We start from the raw sequence: 15,501 nt of genomic DNA, 5'->3' as shown, positions 1-15,501 counted from the left end.
CAGCCCGCACGGGCGCGGGCGGGCGGCCCGCCGGGGTCACGCGACGGCGCGGCCCCCGTCCACCGGCAGCGTCGCGCCGGTGACGTACGTCGCCCGCGGCGAGGCGAGGAAGACCACGGCGGCGGCGATCTCGGCGGTGTCGGCGTGCCGCTTCAGCAGCGTCGTGGCGCCGAGGGTGTCGACCATCTCCAGCGGCGCGCTCTCGGTGAGGGTCGGGCCGGGGGAGACGCTGTTCACGCGCACGCCCGACGGACCGAACTCCGCGGCCCAGGTGCGGGTCAGCGAGTTCACGGCGGCCTTGGTCGCGCTGTAGACGGAGCCGCCGGGCAGCGCGACGGTCGCGGCCATCGTGCTGATGTTCACCACGCTCCCCTCCCCGCGCTCGGCCATCCTCGGCGCGATCGCGGAGGTGAGGAAGTACAGCGCCCGCACGTTGACCTGGAACATCGCGTCGTAGGACGCGACGGACTGCTCGGCGGTCGGGGCGAAGTCGAAGATCCCGGCGTTGTTGACCAGGATGTCGACGTCGGCGGCCTGTTCGGCGAGGAGGCCGACCGAGTCGAGGTCGGCCATGTCCGCGGCGAAGAAGCGCGCCTTGCCGCCGGCGGCCTCGATCGCGGCGACCGTCGCCGCGCCGCGCTCCGCGTCGCGGCCGCTGATGACGACCTCGGCGCCCGCGGCGGCGAGTTGCCGGGCGATCTCCCGGCCGATGCCGGAGGTGCCGCCGGTGACCAGTGCCTTGCGGCCTTCGAACTCCATGGTGATGCGCCCTTTGTCCGTGGGTGTGCGGCGGTGTGCCGCCCGCGCCGGTGCGCGGGTCCGCCGTGAGGGGGTCGCCCCGGCGAAAACTGGAGCGATGGCTCCATTCTTGTCACGCGAAGATTGGAGTGTCAACTCCAGAAATGGGGACGGTGTGGCGCGGGTGCCCCGGGGGAGGGCTGCCGGACGGGCGCGGGCGCCCGGGGAAGCGCTGCCGGACGGGCGCCGTGCGGACGCGCACCAGGGCCTACGCTGAACGCATGAGCATCGACTCGCCCCCCGTGCCCGACCCGACGGCGCCGCAGCGGCTGACCCGCAAGGGCGCCGCCACCCGCGGGCGTATCGTGGCCGCCGCGGCCGGGCTGATGCTGGAGCACGGCGTGGCGGGCACCAGCACCGACGACGTGCGTGCCGCGGCCGGGGTCAGCGCCTCGCAGATCTACCACTACTTCGCCGACAAGAACGCGCTGGTCCGCGCGGTGATCGCCTACCAGACGCAGGCCGTGCTCGACGCCCAGCAGCCGCTGCTGGGCCGCCTGGACTCGCTGGAGGCGCTGCGCGCCTGGCGGGACCACGTGGTCGGCATCCAGCGCGAGGTGCACTGCCAGGGCGGTTGCCCGATCGGGTCGCTGGCCAGCGAACTCGCGGAGAGCGACGAGGTGGCGCGCGCCGACCTCGCGGACGGCTTCGGGCGCTGGGAGGCGGCCATCAGGGCCGGGCTGCACGCGATGCGCGACCGCGGTGACCTGCGGGCGGACGCGGACCCGGACCGCCTCGCGCTCGCCCTGCTCGCCGCGCTCCAAGGCGGCCTGCTGCTCACCCAGGTCCGGCGCGAGACCACTCCCCTGGAAGCGGCGCTGGACGCGATGCTCGCGCACCTCGCCGGCCTCACGGTCCGGCCGGGCGGCTGAGGTCCGGCCGGACTGGGGGCCGCGCGGGCGGCTCAGTGCGCGCCGGGCCCCTCGTCGGGGTCGTCGATCGGTCCGGGGCTGGTGAAGTCCGGGCTGGAGAACCCGGGGCTGGAGTAGCCGGCCTCCTCCGGCACCAGGTCGTCGGCGTCCTCGGCTTCGTAGTCCGGGCCCTCGAAGGGCGGCACCTCGAAGTCGGGCGGGGTGAAGTCGCCTATCCGGTCGCCGCCGGGGCCTGTGAAGTCCGGGCTGGAGAAGTCGGGACTGGAGAACCCCGGGCTGGAGAAGTCCGGCTCGTCCTCGCCGCCGGTCGCCCCGGTGCGGTCCTGCGCTGCTTCGGTCATGGCCTGGCCCGTCCCCTCATGGACCGCCCGTCCGCGCGGAATGAACGCGCGGCCGCCGCGGTTGTCACCCCTGCACCGTAGAGACTACGAGGAGAAGGGCGCCACCATGAAGGTTCGCAACTCGCTTCGCTCCCTGAAGGGCCGCCCGGGCGCCCAGCTCGTCCGCCGCCGCGGGAAGGTCTACGTGATCAACCGCAAGGACCCGCGCGGCAAGGCCCGCCAGGGCTGACCCCTTCCGTCCGACGCGGCCGCGGCCGCCGTGCGCCCGTACCGGGTCCGGCGGCCGCGGCCGCGCGCTGTCCGGGCCGCCTCCGCACCGCGCGAGCCACCGGGCCCCCGCCCGCGTCGAACGGGCGGCGGCGGGCGCCGACTCGAGTGACCGCTGAGGGGGGTGGGGAGGCCGGGGCCGGAGCGGTGGCGCGCGGTCGAGCGCGGGGCGCCGCGGGCCCGCCCGGGTGTGGGAAAATGCTGTGTGCATGCGGAGTCGAACGCGACCCGCAGAACCGGAAGGGCGTACGGGGCGTCCCTGACCGGTAGGGGACGACCGGCGGGCAGGGGCCCGGCCGGAGGCTTTTCGGGGAGGGCGACCGGTGACCGCGGAGATCTACTTCAGCAACAACTACCGCGATCTGTGCGAGCAGCAGGGCACAGGCGCGGGGTTCCAGTTCGAGTTCTCCTGCAACCGCTGCTACGACACCTGGCGTTCGCAGTTCGAGGCGTACACCGGTGGCCGGATGGCGAGTTGGGTCGGCAAGGGGGTCAACGCGGCCTGGGGAATGCTCGGCCGGGCCGGAAGCGGAATGTCCACCGCGGCCGACGGCCTGGCCGGCGCGGGGTACGGCAGTGCCCGCGACGCCGCCTTCCAGCGCGCGATCAGCAACGCGCAGGGGCACTTCAACCGCTGCCCGCGCTGCACCGGTTACGTCTGCAACCGCTGCTGGAACGCGGGGCAGGGCATCTGCCTGACCTGCGCCCCCGACACGGCTGCCGAGGCGGTCGCCGCCCAGCAGCGCGGGCTGAACGACATGGTCGCCGAGCGCGCGTACACCGCCGGGCAGAACGCCGGGCAGTCGTTCGCCGTGAACACCCCGCGCCAGTTGGTCTGCCCGCAGTGCCATGCCGAGACCCACGGTTCGGCCTTCTGCCCCGGCTGCGGCAACCGGCTCGCCCAGCCGGACACCTGCGGCTCGTGCAGTGCGCAGCTCCCGGCGGGCGCGGCCTTCTGCCCGGACTGCGGCACCCGCCGCTGACACCCGCGCCCGGCACCCGCCGCTGACCCCCGCGCCCGGCACCCGACCGGGCCCGTCGGCGGTGGCGGCCGGGCCCGTTCTCCCGCCCGCGGGCCCGGTGGGCCGGCACGCGGGGGCGTGCGGTGCCCGTGACCTGCGCTGTGTGATGCTGGGGGCATGAACCCGCGCCCCGCGCCGACCACCGTCGTCCGCTGGCCCGACCGGGCCCGGCCCGACCGCCGGGGGCCGGCCGGCCTGCTTGCCGCTTACCACCTGCGGACGCAGGCCGAGAAGGGCGAGGCCGTCGCGGGGGTGGACGACCTCCCGGAGCGCTACCGGGCGGAGGTCGCCGATCCGCGGACCGCGTTCGCCGGTGACGTGGTGCTGCTGGCCGTCGCCGGGGACACCGACCTGGGCTGCATGGTGCTGACCGCCCCGGCCGACGGCGTGGCCGAGATCAAGCGGCTGTGGACCGACCCGGCCCACCGCGGGCGCGGCGTGGCCTCCGCCCTGGTGCGCGCCGCGCTCGCCGAGGCGGCGGCGAGCGGTGTGGCCACCCTGCGGCTGTCGGTGTGGGACTGGCGCGGCGACGCGATCGCCCTCTACGAGCGCCTGGGGTTCGTCCCCGCCGCCTCCCACGACCCCCGCCCCCGCCTGCTGTACATGTCCCGCCCCGTCTGATCCGCGGGGCGGGAGCACCCGGGGCGGCCGGAAAGAGGGCCGGACGGAGGAGCGGGTCGCTCGGGAGGACGGGCCGGTCGGAGGCCGGCTGGTCGGGAAGCCGGGAGGCCGACCGGGGGTGGGCCGGTCGGGAAGGCGGAGGCTCAGCCGCCGGTGTTGATGCGGGTGAGCTGGTCGCGGGTGACGGCGGGGTGGGCGGCGTCGGGGGAGGAGGCGCGAAGGCCCGCCAGGTGGATGTCGGTGTGGCGGCGCCAGGCGTCCGGCGTGACCGCGCCGCTGGTCTCCACCACGCCGCGCAGCCCCCAGACGAGGGCCATCACGTCGCCGAGTTCGATGTGCGGGGCGACCCGCCCGGCCGCCCTGGCCTGATCGAGGAGCCGGTCGATCAGGTCGCGCAACTGCTCCACGCACGCCGCCTTGGTGTGGCCGACCAACTTGTCCGCGTAGCCGCGGTGTTCGCTCAGCCAGCGGCCGAAGACGCGGACGAACACCTCCAGTCCGGTGCCGTCCGGGAGCGTCAGGGCGCCGCGGGCCTCGCCGACCAGCTCGCCGAGCATCTGCCCGGCGATCTCGTCGACCAGCGCCTCCTTGTTCGGGAACCGCCGGTAGAGGGTGCCGACCCCGACGCCCGCACGGGACGCGATGAGTTCCATGCTGGCGTCGGTGCCGTACTCGGTGAGCACCTCCCGGGCCGCGGCGATCACCAACTGGTGGTTGCGCGCGGCGTCGCGCCGCATCGGGCGGTGCGCGGTGCCGCGGCCGGTCGCCGGCTCGGCGGTGTCCCGCGGCGCCGGGTGCTCGCCGCACCCGGCCTCGTGCAGGGCGCTGTCCGGTACGGGGCCGTGCCCCGGCTCGTGCGCTGCCATCGTCCACTCCCGATCGGTGCGGCTCTTCCCGGTGCCGGCCCCTCCGGTGGGGGCGGCACCGGGCCGGCCGGTGCCGGACCTCACTCCGACGTGTCGCTCATGACCGTACCGCCGGGTACGGCCGCGAGCGGCGCGTGCGCCGGCTCGTTCTCGTCGGCGGACCCCGCCACCCGGGTGCCGCGGTGTGTCACCGGGATCAGCAGCGCGGCCAGCGCGCCGACCAGCAGGGCGACGCCGAGCATGGCGAAGCCGTGGGTGTAGCCGGCCTCGCGGGGCAGGCCGTCGGCCGCCGGACCGGAGGTCACGACGCTGGCCATCAGCGCCGCGCCGACCGAGCCGCCGATGGTGCGGATGTTGGCGTTCATGCCGCTGGCCACGCCGGTCTGCTCGGCCGGCACCGCGCTCACGATCAGGCTCGACATCGCCGCGAAGGCGAGGCCGAAGCCGACGCCCATCACCGCGGTCGCGATGCACAGCTCCCAGGTCGCGCCGTGCGCGAAGGCGAGCAGCGCCATCGACACCGCGCTGATCAGCGAGCCGAGCAGCACCACCGTCTTGCCGCCGATCCGGGCGGCCAGCGTGTTGGCGCCCAGGCCCACCAGGAACATCGCCACCGACATCGGCAGCAGGATCAGCCCGGACTGGGTGATCGTCGAGCCGAAGCCGTAGCCGGTGGACTTCGGGGTCTGCACGAACTCCGGCAGGAAGGCGAAGACCGCGTACATGCCGACGCCGAAGAGCAGGGCCACCGTGTTGTTGGTCCACACCGCGGGCCGGCTCATCATCTTCATGTCGATCAGCGGCGTGGCCGACCGGCGCTCGGTCTCCACCCACGCGACCGCCAGCACCACCGCGGCGACGATCAGGCCGATCACCTTGCCCGAGCCCCAGCCCCACACCGACGCCTGGCTGAGCGCGACCAGCAGCGCCACCAGCCACGCCGACAGCAGCAGCGCGGGCGCCCAGCTGATCCGGCCGGGGGTGCGGTTGCGGCTGGCCGGCACGAAGAGCACGGTGGCCACGGCCGTCGCGATGGTGAGGATCATCGGCAGCCAGAACAGCCAGTGGTAGTCGAGCGCGTTGACGATCGGGCCGGCCAGCACGATGCCGAGGCCGCCGCCGACCGCCACGAGCGAGGCGATCGCGCCGACCGCGCCGCTCATCTTCTCGCGCGGGAACTCCTCGCGGACGATGCTGAAGGCGAGCGGCAGCACACCGCCGCCGATGCCCTGGATCGCCCGGGCGACGATCATCACCCCGACGTTGGTGGCCAGCGCGGCCAGCAGCGAGCCCGCGGCCAGCGCGACCAGGGTGGCCACGAAGACCGGCTTCTTGCCGACCATGTCGCCGATCCGGCCCATGATCGGCGTGAATATGGACGCGGAGAGCAGATACGCGGTCAGCACCCAGGTGACCGTGTTCTGCGAGGTGTGCAGGGACGCCTGGATCGTCGGCAGGACCGGGGTGACCAGGGACTGGAGCAGCGCGTACGCGCTGACACTCGCCGCCAGCACCGCGAACGTCACCTGGTAGTGGGTGCGCCGGGTCTCGGACGCCATGGAACTCCTTACGGATGCGAAAGGGAGACGGCACGGACACGAAGGGTCCGGCCGGAAGGACGAGCGGAAGCGCTCGGACGTGTGCACGGAACCGGAACTGTGATTCCGTTAAAGCCAGGATAAGGCAACGGGAATGTCGATTCCGTTTCGCCGGGGTGAGATCTCGCGCACATCCCCCCGCCCTTCCCCGGGGGCCGTCGCCCGGATCTCCGCGGGCGGCCCGGCGCCAGGCCCTAACCTTGATCGCGTGTTCTCCTCCCAGGGCCCCTCCGTACGCGAGTTGGCCGTCCAGGCGCTGTCCTCCGTCGAGCAGGGGTACGACCTGCTGGCACCGACCTTCGACCACACGCCCTTCCGCACCCCGGACCGCCTCCTGGACGCCACCGCGGCGGCGCTACGGCCCTACGGCCCCTTCCGGACCGGCCTCGACGTGTGCTGCGGCACCGGGGCGGGCGTGCGGGTGCTCGCCGGGCTGTGCCCCAACGGCGTCACGGGCACGGACCTCAGCGCGGGCATGCTGGACCGCGCCCGCGCCGCCCACCCGGAGCACGGCTGGGTGCGGGCCGACGCGCGGGCGCTGCCCTTCGACACGGAGTTCGACCTCGCCGTCAGCTTCGGCGCGTTCGGGCACTTCCTGCCGGCGGAGCGGCCCGCGCTGTTCGCCGGGGTGCACCGCGCGCTGCGGCCCGGCGCGCTGTTCGCCTTCCCGATCGCCGCGCCGCCCCCGGTCGGCTCACCCGGGTACTGGGCCCTGACCGGCTTCGACACCGCGATGCGGGTGCGCAACGCGGTGTGGCGGCCGTCGTTCGTGATGTACTACCGCACCTTCCCGCTGGAGCCGGTGCGGGCGGACCTGACCGCCGCGGGCTTCACGGTGTCCACCCTCGCGCTGGAGGAGTACGGCCGGCGCGCGGACGGCAGCCCGCGCTGCCGGCTGGTGGTGGCCCACAAACCGGGGTGACGCGCGAACCGGGGTGACGCGCGGGCGCGCCGGGGCCCGGGGCCGGGATCACCCGGGTCGGCGGCGGGCGGCGGCGCGGAAGCCGTCGGCGATGTCCTGGCGCAGCAGGTGGCCGAAGCCCGCGGACGTCAGGCGCCGGGCCAACTCCGCTTCGGTCACCTTGAGTTCGCCGGCGGTGGCGCCGAACTGCCAGTCGTTGGCGGCCAGCCGGGTGAGCAGGTGGCCGCGCCGCACCTGGGCCTCGGACAGCCGGAACGTCTTGAGGTAGGCGATCCGCCCGTTCCGCGTCGTGATCGCCTCGCCGATGTGGTTCTCCTGATGGGGCCGGAAGGCCGGCAGGAACCGCTGGAGGGTGAACGGCCCCGCGCGGTACACCCGTTGGGCCCGGTACGGCGCGTCCAGCAGCCCCGCGGCCATGGTGCCGTCGTGGAACTCCCGCCAGCCGCGTTCCTCGCGGGCGACCGCGGCGCGCAGTTCCGGCAGCGAGTCCGGATCGCCGAGGGCGGGCCGGAACTCCGGCACCGGGGCGCCGAACAGGCCGTACTGGTGGACGAGTTCGCCGTACAGGTCGAGCAGCAGCGTGTGGTGCAGGGCGCGGTAGTCCTCCGGATGCGGCACGGCGAACACCGCGGCCGTCGCGTCCGCGACGTAGACGACCGTCCCGCACTGGCGGGGGTGCACCTCGAACACCCGCAGCGCGTCGTCGAGCCCGCCGACCTCGGCGCCGCGGTACGCCTCCTCCGCCCGCGGCGACAGCCCGCGCCGCAGCGCCTCCCGCGACCAGTGCTCCCACGCGATCGACGGGCCGCCGAAGTGCAGGCTCAGATAGCCCTCCAGGGCCAGGTGCAGCGGCAGGAAGCGCAGCCGGTGCTTCGCCTCGCGGCGCGCCATCCGCCGGTGCGCGGTGAGCGGCACGCACGCCACCGGCCCCTCGTCGCGCCCGCCGGGCCCGCCGCGCAACTGGGTGCCGTACGCCGCGGCCTGCCCGGTCCGTCCGGCGTCCGCGCCCCAGTCGGCCACGAAGCCGTGCGGGATGTAGGAGGTGTACGCGGTCCGCGGGCCGGTCGCCACCACGCCGTACCCGTCGCGGTACAGCTCGGCGTGCAGCCGCAGCCCCTCGACCGGCTCCGCCCGCAGCAGCGGCACCAGCCGCACGCCGCCCCACACCTGGGCCGGGCCCGGCTCCAGCCCGGCCAGGTCCAGCCGGAAGCCGCCGCTCATGCCGCACCCCCGGTCGTACCGCCGGTCGTGCCCCCGGCGGGGACGTCCTGGCGGGCGGCGGGTACGTCCGGTCCGCCGGCCGCTGCGCCTGTCGGCGCGGCCGGGCCGCCGGCCGGTGCGCCGGGCGCCAGGAACTCCGCGATCCGCGTGTCGAGATGGGCCCGCAGCCGCGCCATGCCGGTACGCCCGGTGGCGAACGCGGCCAGTTCCACCAGCGCCGGCAGGTCCTCGGCGTCGCGGATGCCCGCGGTCGGCACGGCGGGGGACAGCCGGCGCACGTCGAACCCGTCCGCGTCGTAGACCGGGTTGAGGTGCACCACGCCGGCGCGGCCGGCCGGGTCGATCCGGGTGCGCCACACCCGCAGCACCTCCGCGGCCAGCCCCGGCGGCGCGTTGTCGAAGCCGTCGGAGACCACCAGCACCAGGTCCGGCCCGGACTCCAGCGCGTCCAACAGCCGCGCGCCCAGCGGCGTCGGACCCTGCGGCCGGGCCAGCAGCGCGTCCGTGCGGCCCGAGGTCCACAGCGCCCGGTAGGAGCCGGCCAGCGCCGCCAGCAGGAAGTGCGCGGCGAGCGCGACCGCCAGCGGGCGGCGCCGCTTCTGGCCGGAGGCGGTGGCGGAGTACGAGTCGTCGAGGACCGCGGTCACCCGGCCCCAGCTCCCGGCGCGCGCCCCGGCGGTACGCCGCGCGGCGGCGGCCAGCGCCGCCGTCAGCTCGGCCCGGCGCGCCACCCGGTCCGGCACCGGCAGCGCCAGCACGTAGGAGGCGAGCCGGGTCAGCGGCATCCGGGACAGGTCGGCCGGCACCGCGGCGGCGCCCGAGCGGCGGGCCGACTCCTGCGTCCGCAGCCGCTCCAGCCGGGTCAGGCGCGGCGCGATCCGCTCCAGGAAGACCTCGCGCGGGATGCCGTGCCGCGCCGCGAACCCCTCCGCCACGGTGAAGGGGAGTTCGAAGAGCGCCGCCTGCTCGTAGCGGGCCCGGCGGCGCGCCTCCAGCAGCGGGTGCCCGAACCGCGCACCGCCGCGCGGTGCGAACAGGAACCGCCCCAACTCCTCGTTCGCGGGGCGCAGATGGGCATGGCGCAGGGCGCCCTTCATGCCCGCGTGGTACTTCACGGCGTCGAACGCCGGGTCGGGGCGGCCCGCGAGCCAGTCCCGGACGACCGCCCGGGTGCGGCGGTTGTTCACCCGGGCCGCGCGCAGCTCGGCGAAGAGGGCGTACACCCGCTGGGGCGGGAGGAGTTCGAGCCGCCGGGCGATCAACGCGCCCTCGGTGCGCCGCTGCCCGGGGTCCGCCTCGGCGGCGGTCCGCAGCAGGTGCCGCACGATCAGCGCGGCGTTGTGGTCGTTGACGCCCAGCGCGAGGGCGGCCGCGTACAGCTCACGGTAGTTGCCGAGCATGTAGGCGTGCAGGAACTCCAGCGACATCCGCTGCTCGTCCGCACCACCGTGGAACTCGCGCTGGCCGGTCGAGGTGACCGCCGCGTTCACGAACAGCAGCACGTCCTCGGCGGCGACCAGGCCCTCCGGCGCACCCGGCACCGCGCACGCACCCCTTCCCATGACGAGGGACGCCGGCCGGGGTGTGGGAGCGCGAGCTGCGAATCATTGCTTCAGAGGCAGGTTCCGGAAGTCGCGCCGGAGTCCCGCGGCCGGCCCCCGTACCGTAACAGCCGGGGCACGCCCGGCTCGCCCGGATTTCCGACCGCCCCGCGCGGGCCCGGCGCCGTGCGGGAGGGGCCCGACGGGGTCCCGCGGAGGCTATCCGGCCGGGCGCGGGGCGGGCGCCGGCGGGAACTCGGCTTTGCGCAGGCGGTACACCTGGAGCCGCAGGTCGTAGTACTTCTCGGTCTCGCCGACCCACTCCATGCCGACGCGGCGCGCGGTGGCGGCGCCGCGCTCGTTGCGCGGGCGGACGACGGCGAAGATCTCGTCCACACCCGCCTCGAAGGCGTAGTGCGCGACGGCGTGCCCGGCCTCCGAGGCGTACCCCAGGCCCCAGGCGGTCGGGGCGAGCTGCCAGCCGACCTCGAGGTCCACGCCGTACGGGGGCAGCGGGAGCAGCGCCGCGCCGCCGACCAGCTCGCCGGTGTCGCGCCTGGCGACGGCCCAGCGGCCGGCCGGCGCCTCCAGCTCCTCGCAGTTCGCCCGCCAGCAGCCCAGCAGCTCGCGCATCGCGTCGGCGTCCGGGGTGCGGCTCATGGCCGGGGCCAGCCAGCGGGTCACCTCGTCGGCCCCGTAGACCGAGAGGGCACCCGCCGCGTCGTCGTCCTCCCACGGCCGCAGGAGCAGTCGTGGGGTGAGCACGCGCGCACCGTCGATCTCGACCCGGTATTCGCTGTCGGCCACGTGACGCCTCCTGCGTGGTAGGGGGTGGACTCGGCGGATCGTAGCCCACCCGGTGGGCGGGGCCGTGCGCCACCCGCCTGGCGGCGCGCAGAGGGCCCCTTTCGGCGCACGGCCGCGGCCCCCGGCTCCCGGGCCGCGGGCCGGGCCGGGCCGGGGGCGCGCGCGACGCGTCGGCGCGGCCATCGCGGTGGCGCCCCCGGTGCGGGCCCGGCGGTGCGCGGAGGTGCGGCGAGGTACGGGGAGGTACGGGGAGTGCCGGAGGTGCGGGGACGCGCCGACCCGGTGCCCGCGGGTCGCGGGAGCGGCGCGGTGACGTCGTGCAGGGTCCCGCCCGGCGGCGACGGCCGGTTGAACGGCGCCTTGCCGGGCGGCGACGGAACCCACGGTGACGGCGCGGTCGCCGGGCCGGCCGCGGGGGCATCCCGTGCCCAGGTCCACCCGCGCGCCCTCCCGGACCCGCGACGCGGCAGCGTGGCGGGGGCTGTTCGCGGTCCGTACGGCGGCGCGCCACGCGGGCGACACCCGCCCTTCGCCGGCGCTCGGTGATCTGGGACGGCTCGGCCCGGGCCGTCCCGGCCGGGCGCCGCGCCACCCCCGTACCGCCCCCGGCGTACCGCCGTCCGCTCCTCCCCGCCCACCCGTCGACGACACGTCGGCGGCACACCGGTCACGTACGTCACCCGCCTGCGCCGACCGGCCGTGCATCCGCCCCGAGCCAAAGAGGTCCCGCGAGCCATGACCGAACTGAACCGGCGCCGCTTCCTTCAGATCGCGGGGGCCACCGCCGGCTTCTCCGCCCTGTCCGGCAGCATCACCCGGGCCGCCGCCATCCCGGCCGGGCGGCGCACCGGCACCCTCCAGGACGTGGACCACATCGTCGTCCTCATGCAGGAGAACCGCTCCTTCGACCACTACTTCGGCTCGCTGCGCGGAGTGCGCGGCTTCGGCGACCCCCGGCCCGTCACCCTGCCCAGCGGCAAGTCCGTGTGGCACCAGCCCGACGGCACGGGTCCGGACGCCGGCGAGGTGCTGCCGTACCACCCGGACACGCAGGACCTGGGCATGAAGTTCATCGAGGGCCTCAACCACGAGTGGACCGGCAGCCACGCGGCGGTCAACGGCGGGCGCTACGACCAGTGGATCGCGGCCAAGTCCGCGGCCACCATGGCCCATCTGACCCGCGCCGACATCCCGTTCCACTACGCGCTCGCCGACGCGTTCACCGTCTGCGACGCCTACCACTGCTCGCTGATCGGCGGCACCGATCCCAACCGCTACTACATGTGGACGGGTTGGACCGGGAACGACGGCAAGGGCGGCGGCCCGGTCGTGGACAACTCCGAGGCCGGATATAGCTGGACCACCTACCCCGAGCGGCTCGAAGCGGCCGGCGTCTCCTGGAAGATCTACCAGGACGTCGGCGACGGCCTGGACGCGGCCGGCGGCTGGGGCTGGATCGAGGACGCCTACCGCGGCAACTACGGCGACAACTCGCTGCTCTACTTCGACCAGTACCGCAACGCCGTGCCCGGCGACCCGCTCTACGACAAGGCCCGCACCGGCACCGACGCGAAGGCCGGCGACGGCTTCTTCGACGTGCTGCGCGCCGACGTGCGGGCCGGCCGGCTGCCTCAGGTGTCCTGGATCGCCGCGCCCGAGGCGTTCTCCGAGCACCCCAACTGGCCCGCGAACTACGGCGCCTGGTACATCTCGCAGGTCCTGGACGCGCTCACCTCCGACCCCGCGGTGTGGAGCCGGACCGCCCTGCTGATCACCTATGACGAGAACGACGGCTACTTCGACCACGTGGTGCCGCCGTACGCCGCCGCGCCGGGCCGGGGCGGCTCGACCGTCGACACCTCGCTCGAACTCTTCCCGGGCAACTCCACCTACGCGCCCGGCCCGTACGGCCTCGGCCAGCGGGTGCCGATGATCGTGGTCTCGCCGTGGAGCACCGGGGGCTACGTCTGCTCCGAGACGTTCGACCACACCTCGATCGTGCGGTTCATCGAGCGGCGCTTCGGCGTGCGCGAGCCGCAGATCTCGCCGTGGCGGCGCGCGGTCTGCGGCGACCTGACCTCGGCGTTCGACTTCTCGCTCCAGCACGACGGGCCGGCCCGCCTGCCCGGCACCGACGGCTACCTGCCGCCGGACTCCGACCGGCACGACTCCTACGTGCCGGTGCCGCCCGCGCGGCAGGCGGTGCCCCGCCAGGAGAAGGGCTCCCGCCCGACCAGGCCGCTGCCCTACGCGCCGCGCGCCGACGCGGCCGTCACCGCCTCCGACGGGCGCGTCACCCTCACGTTCGGCGGCGGCACCGGCGCGGGCGCCTGCTTCCACGTCACCTCCGGCAACCGCACCGACGGTCCGTGGACGTACACCACCGGCGCCGGGCACACCATCGCCGGGCACTGGGACACCGACGCCACCGCCGGCGCGTACGACCTGACCGTGCACGGACCGGCCGGCTTCCTGCGCGCCTTCAGCGGCTCCGCGCACCGCGCCGCCGCGGAGGTGACCGCCCGCCACGACGCGCGGACCGGGCAGGTGGAACTGACCCTGGCCAACTCCGGCGGCAGCGACATCCGGTTCACGGTGCGCGACGCGTACGACGGGAAGCAGCGGATGCTCGTGGTGCGCGCCGGCCGCCGCGAGACCCACCGGCTCGACCTCGCCCGCTCCGGCCGCTGGTACGACGTGACGGTGGTGTCGGACCACGACGCGGCGTTCGCACGGCGCTTCGCCGGGCACGTGGAGAACGGCCGCCCGGGGGTGAGCGACCCGGCGATCGCGACGGTCTGACGGCCGCGTCCCCCGGCGCGCGGCAGAGGTGCTCCGGCCGAGGTCCGGTCGCGGTCCGGCCGCTGGTGCCCCTTGCGCGTCGCGTGTGCCAGGGTGGGGCCGTCGCCGACCTGACCAGTGATGAGGAGTGACGTGGCTTCTTCGGTGCCGGAGCTCTACGGGCGGATCGCGGGCCGCTTCGGGGAACTGATCCACGACTGCCCGCAGGACCGATGGGAGGATCCGTCCCCCTGCCCCGGATGGACCGCTCGGGACGTCGCCGCCCACGTGGTCTCGAACCACCGGCGGGCGGTCGCCGGGCTGGACGGGTCGGACTACTCCGCGCCGGGGCGGGGCGAGGACCTGGCCCGGGCCTGGGGCGCGGCATCCGGGGAGGTCGGGGCCGCCCTGCGCGACCCGGGGAAGGCCCGTGCCCTCCTGGGGGAGGAGTTCGGCTCTCTCCCGTTCGAGGAGTTCGTGAGGCGGATGGCGTGTGCCGACACCTTGATCCACGGATGGGACCTGGCGCGGGCGACCGGCCAGGACGAGGCGCTGGACCCCGAGGCGGTGGCCGTGGCGACCGGGATCCTGCTGCCGGAGGACGAGGACATCCGGATGCCGAGGGCGTTCGGCGCCAAGGTCCCCTCGGCCCGCGGTGCCGACGCCCAGACGAGGTTGCTGAACTTCCTCGGCCGGGAGGTGTAGCCGCGGAGGCGGACGAGGGTTCCGCGTGTACTCCGCGTGATCCATGGCGGCGGACGAGGGTTCCGCGTGCGCTCCGCGTGATCCATGGGGTCGGACGAGGGTTCCGCGTGCGCTCCGCGTGATCCGTGGCGGCGGGGCGCCGCGCATATGCTCGGGTCCATGAGTGCCGCACCCCCCGCCCGACGGCGCGACGCCGCGACGACCCGTGAAGCGATCCTCACCGCCGCCGTCGTCGAGTTCACCGAGCACGGGTACGCCCGCGCCGGTGTCCGGCAGATCGCCGAGCGGGCGGGGGTGACGGCGATGATGATCAACCGCTACTTCGGCTCGAAGCAGGGCCTGTTCGCCGAGGTGGTGGACCGTTCCTTCGGGCCGCCGACCGTCGTCGGCACCGAACGCAGCGGGGCGGCGCGGACGATGGCGCGGGCGCTCGCCGAGCGCACCGCGCCCGGCGCGGAACGCCTCGACCCGTTCCTGCTCACCCTGCGGTGCGCGTCCGACCCCGAGGCCGCGGACATCGTCCGGCGGGGCATCGAAGGGCACGCGGGGACGCGGCTGGCCGGCCTGATCGGCGGTCCCGAGGCGGACGTCCGGGCCCAACTCGGGCTCGCCCTCGCGGCGGGGACCTGGTTGCTGCGCACCGTCATCGGAACCAGCGCCCTGGCCGAGGCCGACGACGCCCGGCTCGCCGAACTGCTGGCCGGCATGCTCGAACCGGTCACCCGGGAGACCGGAGCCGCGCCCTCTCCCGGCTCCGGCTCCACCCCCGCCGACGACTGATCCGAACCCTCCGGCCCGCCCTCGACGGCCCGCCCTCGACGGCTGGGTCCGACGGCGGAGTGCCGACGACCGGGGCCCGACGACCGGGGCCCGACGGCCTTGCCGCGGCCGCCGTGCGCGCGGGGGCAGCGCAGGATCGACGCGGGCCCGCGCGGGCCAGTCCTGACGCGCGCCACCCGCCCGGCCCCGTACCGCGCGGCCCCGTACCGCCCTGCCGCTGAGGCCCGCCCCCTCTGCGACGCCCCGCCGACCCGGGCTGGCCGCACCCTGCGCCGACCCGCCGACCCGCCGACCCGGACTGGCCGCACTCACAAGTCTACAGTTGTAGACTTGTCGGGTAAGCGGTCGTTTCCCCACGT

Annotated in this window: 15 protein-coding genes; 8 read left to right on the top strand and 7 right to left on the bottom strand. The window is 75.5% G+C overall.

The window, feature by feature from the left end; translation table 11 throughout:
* Positions 1-36: 36 nt before the first annotated feature.
* Positions 37-759 carry an SDR family NAD(P)-dependent oxidoreductase gene (locus RVR_RS03060; RefSeq protein WP_202232339.1) on the bottom strand — a complete coding sequence of 241 codons (723 nt, stop codon included), beginning with the start codon at positions 757-759 and terminating at the stop codon, positions 37-39.
* Positions 760-1,019: 260 nt separating this feature from the next.
* Between RVR_RS03060 and RVR_RS03055 the strand changes: the two genes are divergently transcribed.
* A complete protein-coding gene (locus RVR_RS03055; protein ID WP_202232337.1) occupies positions 1,020-1,670 on the top strand; it encodes a TetR/AcrR family transcriptional regulator in 651 nt (216 codons plus the stop codon).
* A 32-nt stretch (positions 1,671-1,702) separates the two neighbouring features.
* Here the strand turns inward: RVR_RS03055 and RVR_RS03050 are convergent, their stop codons facing one another.
* Positions 1,703-2,011, bottom strand: coding sequence for a hypothetical protein (locus RVR_RS03050; protein ID WP_202232335.1), 309 nt, complete (start codon positions 2,009-2,011; stop codon positions 1,703-1,705).
* 106 nt (positions 2,012-2,117) lie between these two features.
* On the opposite strand from RVR_RS03050, the gene ykgO reads away from it, so the two are divergent.
* The 3 genes from ykgO to RVR_RS03035 all read left to right on the top strand — a co-directional run bounded on the left by ykgO (position 2,118) and on the right by RVR_RS03035 (position 3,921).
* Positions 2,118-2,240 (top strand): type B 50S ribosomal protein L36, encoded by a 123-nt coding sequence (gene ykgO / locus RVR_RS03045; RefSeq protein ID WP_202232333.1) that lies wholly within the window; start codon positions 2,118-2,120, stop codon positions 2,238-2,240.
* Between the two features lie 361 nt (positions 2,241-2,601).
* Complete coding sequence (locus RVR_RS03040; protein ID WP_202232331.1) at positions 2,602-3,261, top strand: double zinc ribbon domain-containing protein; 660 nt, start codon at positions 2,602-2,604, stop codon at positions 3,259-3,261.
* A 156-nt stretch (positions 3,262-3,417) separates the two neighbouring features.
* Positions 3,418-3,921, top strand: a complete 504-nt coding sequence (locus tag RVR_RS03035) for a GNAT family N-acetyltransferase (protein WP_202232329.1) — start codon at positions 3,418-3,420, stop codon at positions 3,919-3,921.
* A gap of 143 nt (positions 3,922-4,064) precedes the next feature.
* Here RVR_RS03035 and RVR_RS03030 read toward each other — a convergent pair whose 3' ends face one another.
* Positions 4,065-4,787, bottom strand: coding sequence for a TetR/AcrR family transcriptional regulator (locus tag RVR_RS03030; RefSeq protein WP_202232327.1), 723 nt, complete (start codon positions 4,785-4,787; stop codon positions 4,065-4,067).
* Between the two features lie 80 nt (positions 4,788-4,867).
* Complete coding sequence (locus tag RVR_RS03025; protein WP_202232325.1) at positions 4,868-6,346, bottom strand: MFS transporter; 1,479 nt, start codon at positions 6,344-6,346, stop codon at positions 4,868-4,870.
* 247 nt (positions 6,347-6,593) lie between these two features.
* Between RVR_RS03025 and RVR_RS03020 the strand changes: the two genes are divergently transcribed.
* Entirely contained in the window at positions 6,594-7,307 is a 714-nt protein-coding gene (locus RVR_RS03020; RefSeq protein ID WP_202232323.1) for a class I SAM-dependent DNA methyltransferase, read from the top strand.
* A gap of 48 nt (positions 7,308-7,355) precedes the next feature.
* On the opposite strand, the gene RVR_RS03015 is transcribed toward RVR_RS03020, so the two are convergent.
* The 3 genes from RVR_RS03015 to RVR_RS03005 form a co-directional block, all read right to left on the bottom strand.
* Positions 7,356-8,528 carry an ARPP-2 domain-containing protein gene (locus RVR_RS03015; RefSeq protein WP_202232321.1) on the bottom strand — a complete coding sequence of 391 codons (1,173 nt, stop codon included), beginning with the start codon at positions 8,526-8,528 and terminating at the stop codon, positions 7,356-7,358.
* Positions 8,525-10,090 carry a hypothetical protein gene (locus tag RVR_RS03010; RefSeq protein ID WP_430393097.1) on the bottom strand — a complete coding sequence of 522 codons (1,566 nt, stop codon included), beginning with the start codon at positions 10,088-10,090 and terminating at the stop codon, positions 8,525-8,527. Before RVR_RS03010 ends, RVR_RS03015 begins: the two co-directional genes overlap by 4 nt.
* Before the next feature lie 198 nt (positions 10,091-10,288).
* The gene (locus tag RVR_RS03005) at positions 10,289-10,876 is read right to left on the bottom strand and encodes a GNAT family N-acetyltransferase (protein ID WP_237404537.1); all 588 of its coding nucleotides are present in this window, start codon (positions 10,874-10,876) and stop codon (positions 10,289-10,291) included.
* A 735-nt stretch (positions 10,877-11,611) separates the two neighbouring features.
* On the opposite strand from RVR_RS03005, the gene RVR_RS03000 reads away from it, so the two are divergent.
* From RVR_RS03000 to RVR_RS02990, 3 genes are all read left to right on the top strand, one after another.
* Positions 11,612-13,678 (top strand): phosphocholine-specific phospholipase C, encoded by a 2,067-nt coding sequence (locus RVR_RS03000; RefSeq protein ID WP_202232317.1) that lies wholly within the window; start codon positions 11,612-11,614, stop codon positions 13,676-13,678.
* Between the two features lie 132 nt (positions 13,679-13,810).
* The gene (locus RVR_RS02995; RefSeq protein ID WP_202232307.1) at positions 13,811-14,362 is read left to right on the top strand and encodes a TIGR03086 family metal-binding protein; all 552 of its coding nucleotides are present in this window, start codon (positions 13,811-13,813) and stop codon (positions 14,360-14,362) included.
* A 159-nt stretch (positions 14,363-14,521) separates the two neighbouring features.
* Complete coding sequence (locus RVR_RS02990; RefSeq protein ID WP_237404536.1) at positions 14,522-15,142, top strand: TetR/AcrR family transcriptional regulator; 621 nt, start codon at positions 14,522-14,524, stop codon at positions 15,140-15,142.
* Positions 15,143-15,501: the final 359 nt, after the last annotated feature.

Source organism: Streptomyces sp. SN-593 (assembly GCF_016756395.1).
Taxonomy (GTDB): domain Bacteria; phylum Actinomycetota; class Actinomycetes; order Streptomycetales; family Streptomycetaceae; genus Actinacidiphila; species Actinacidiphila reveromycinica.
This window is presented reverse-complemented; position numbering and strand designations above follow the sequence as displayed.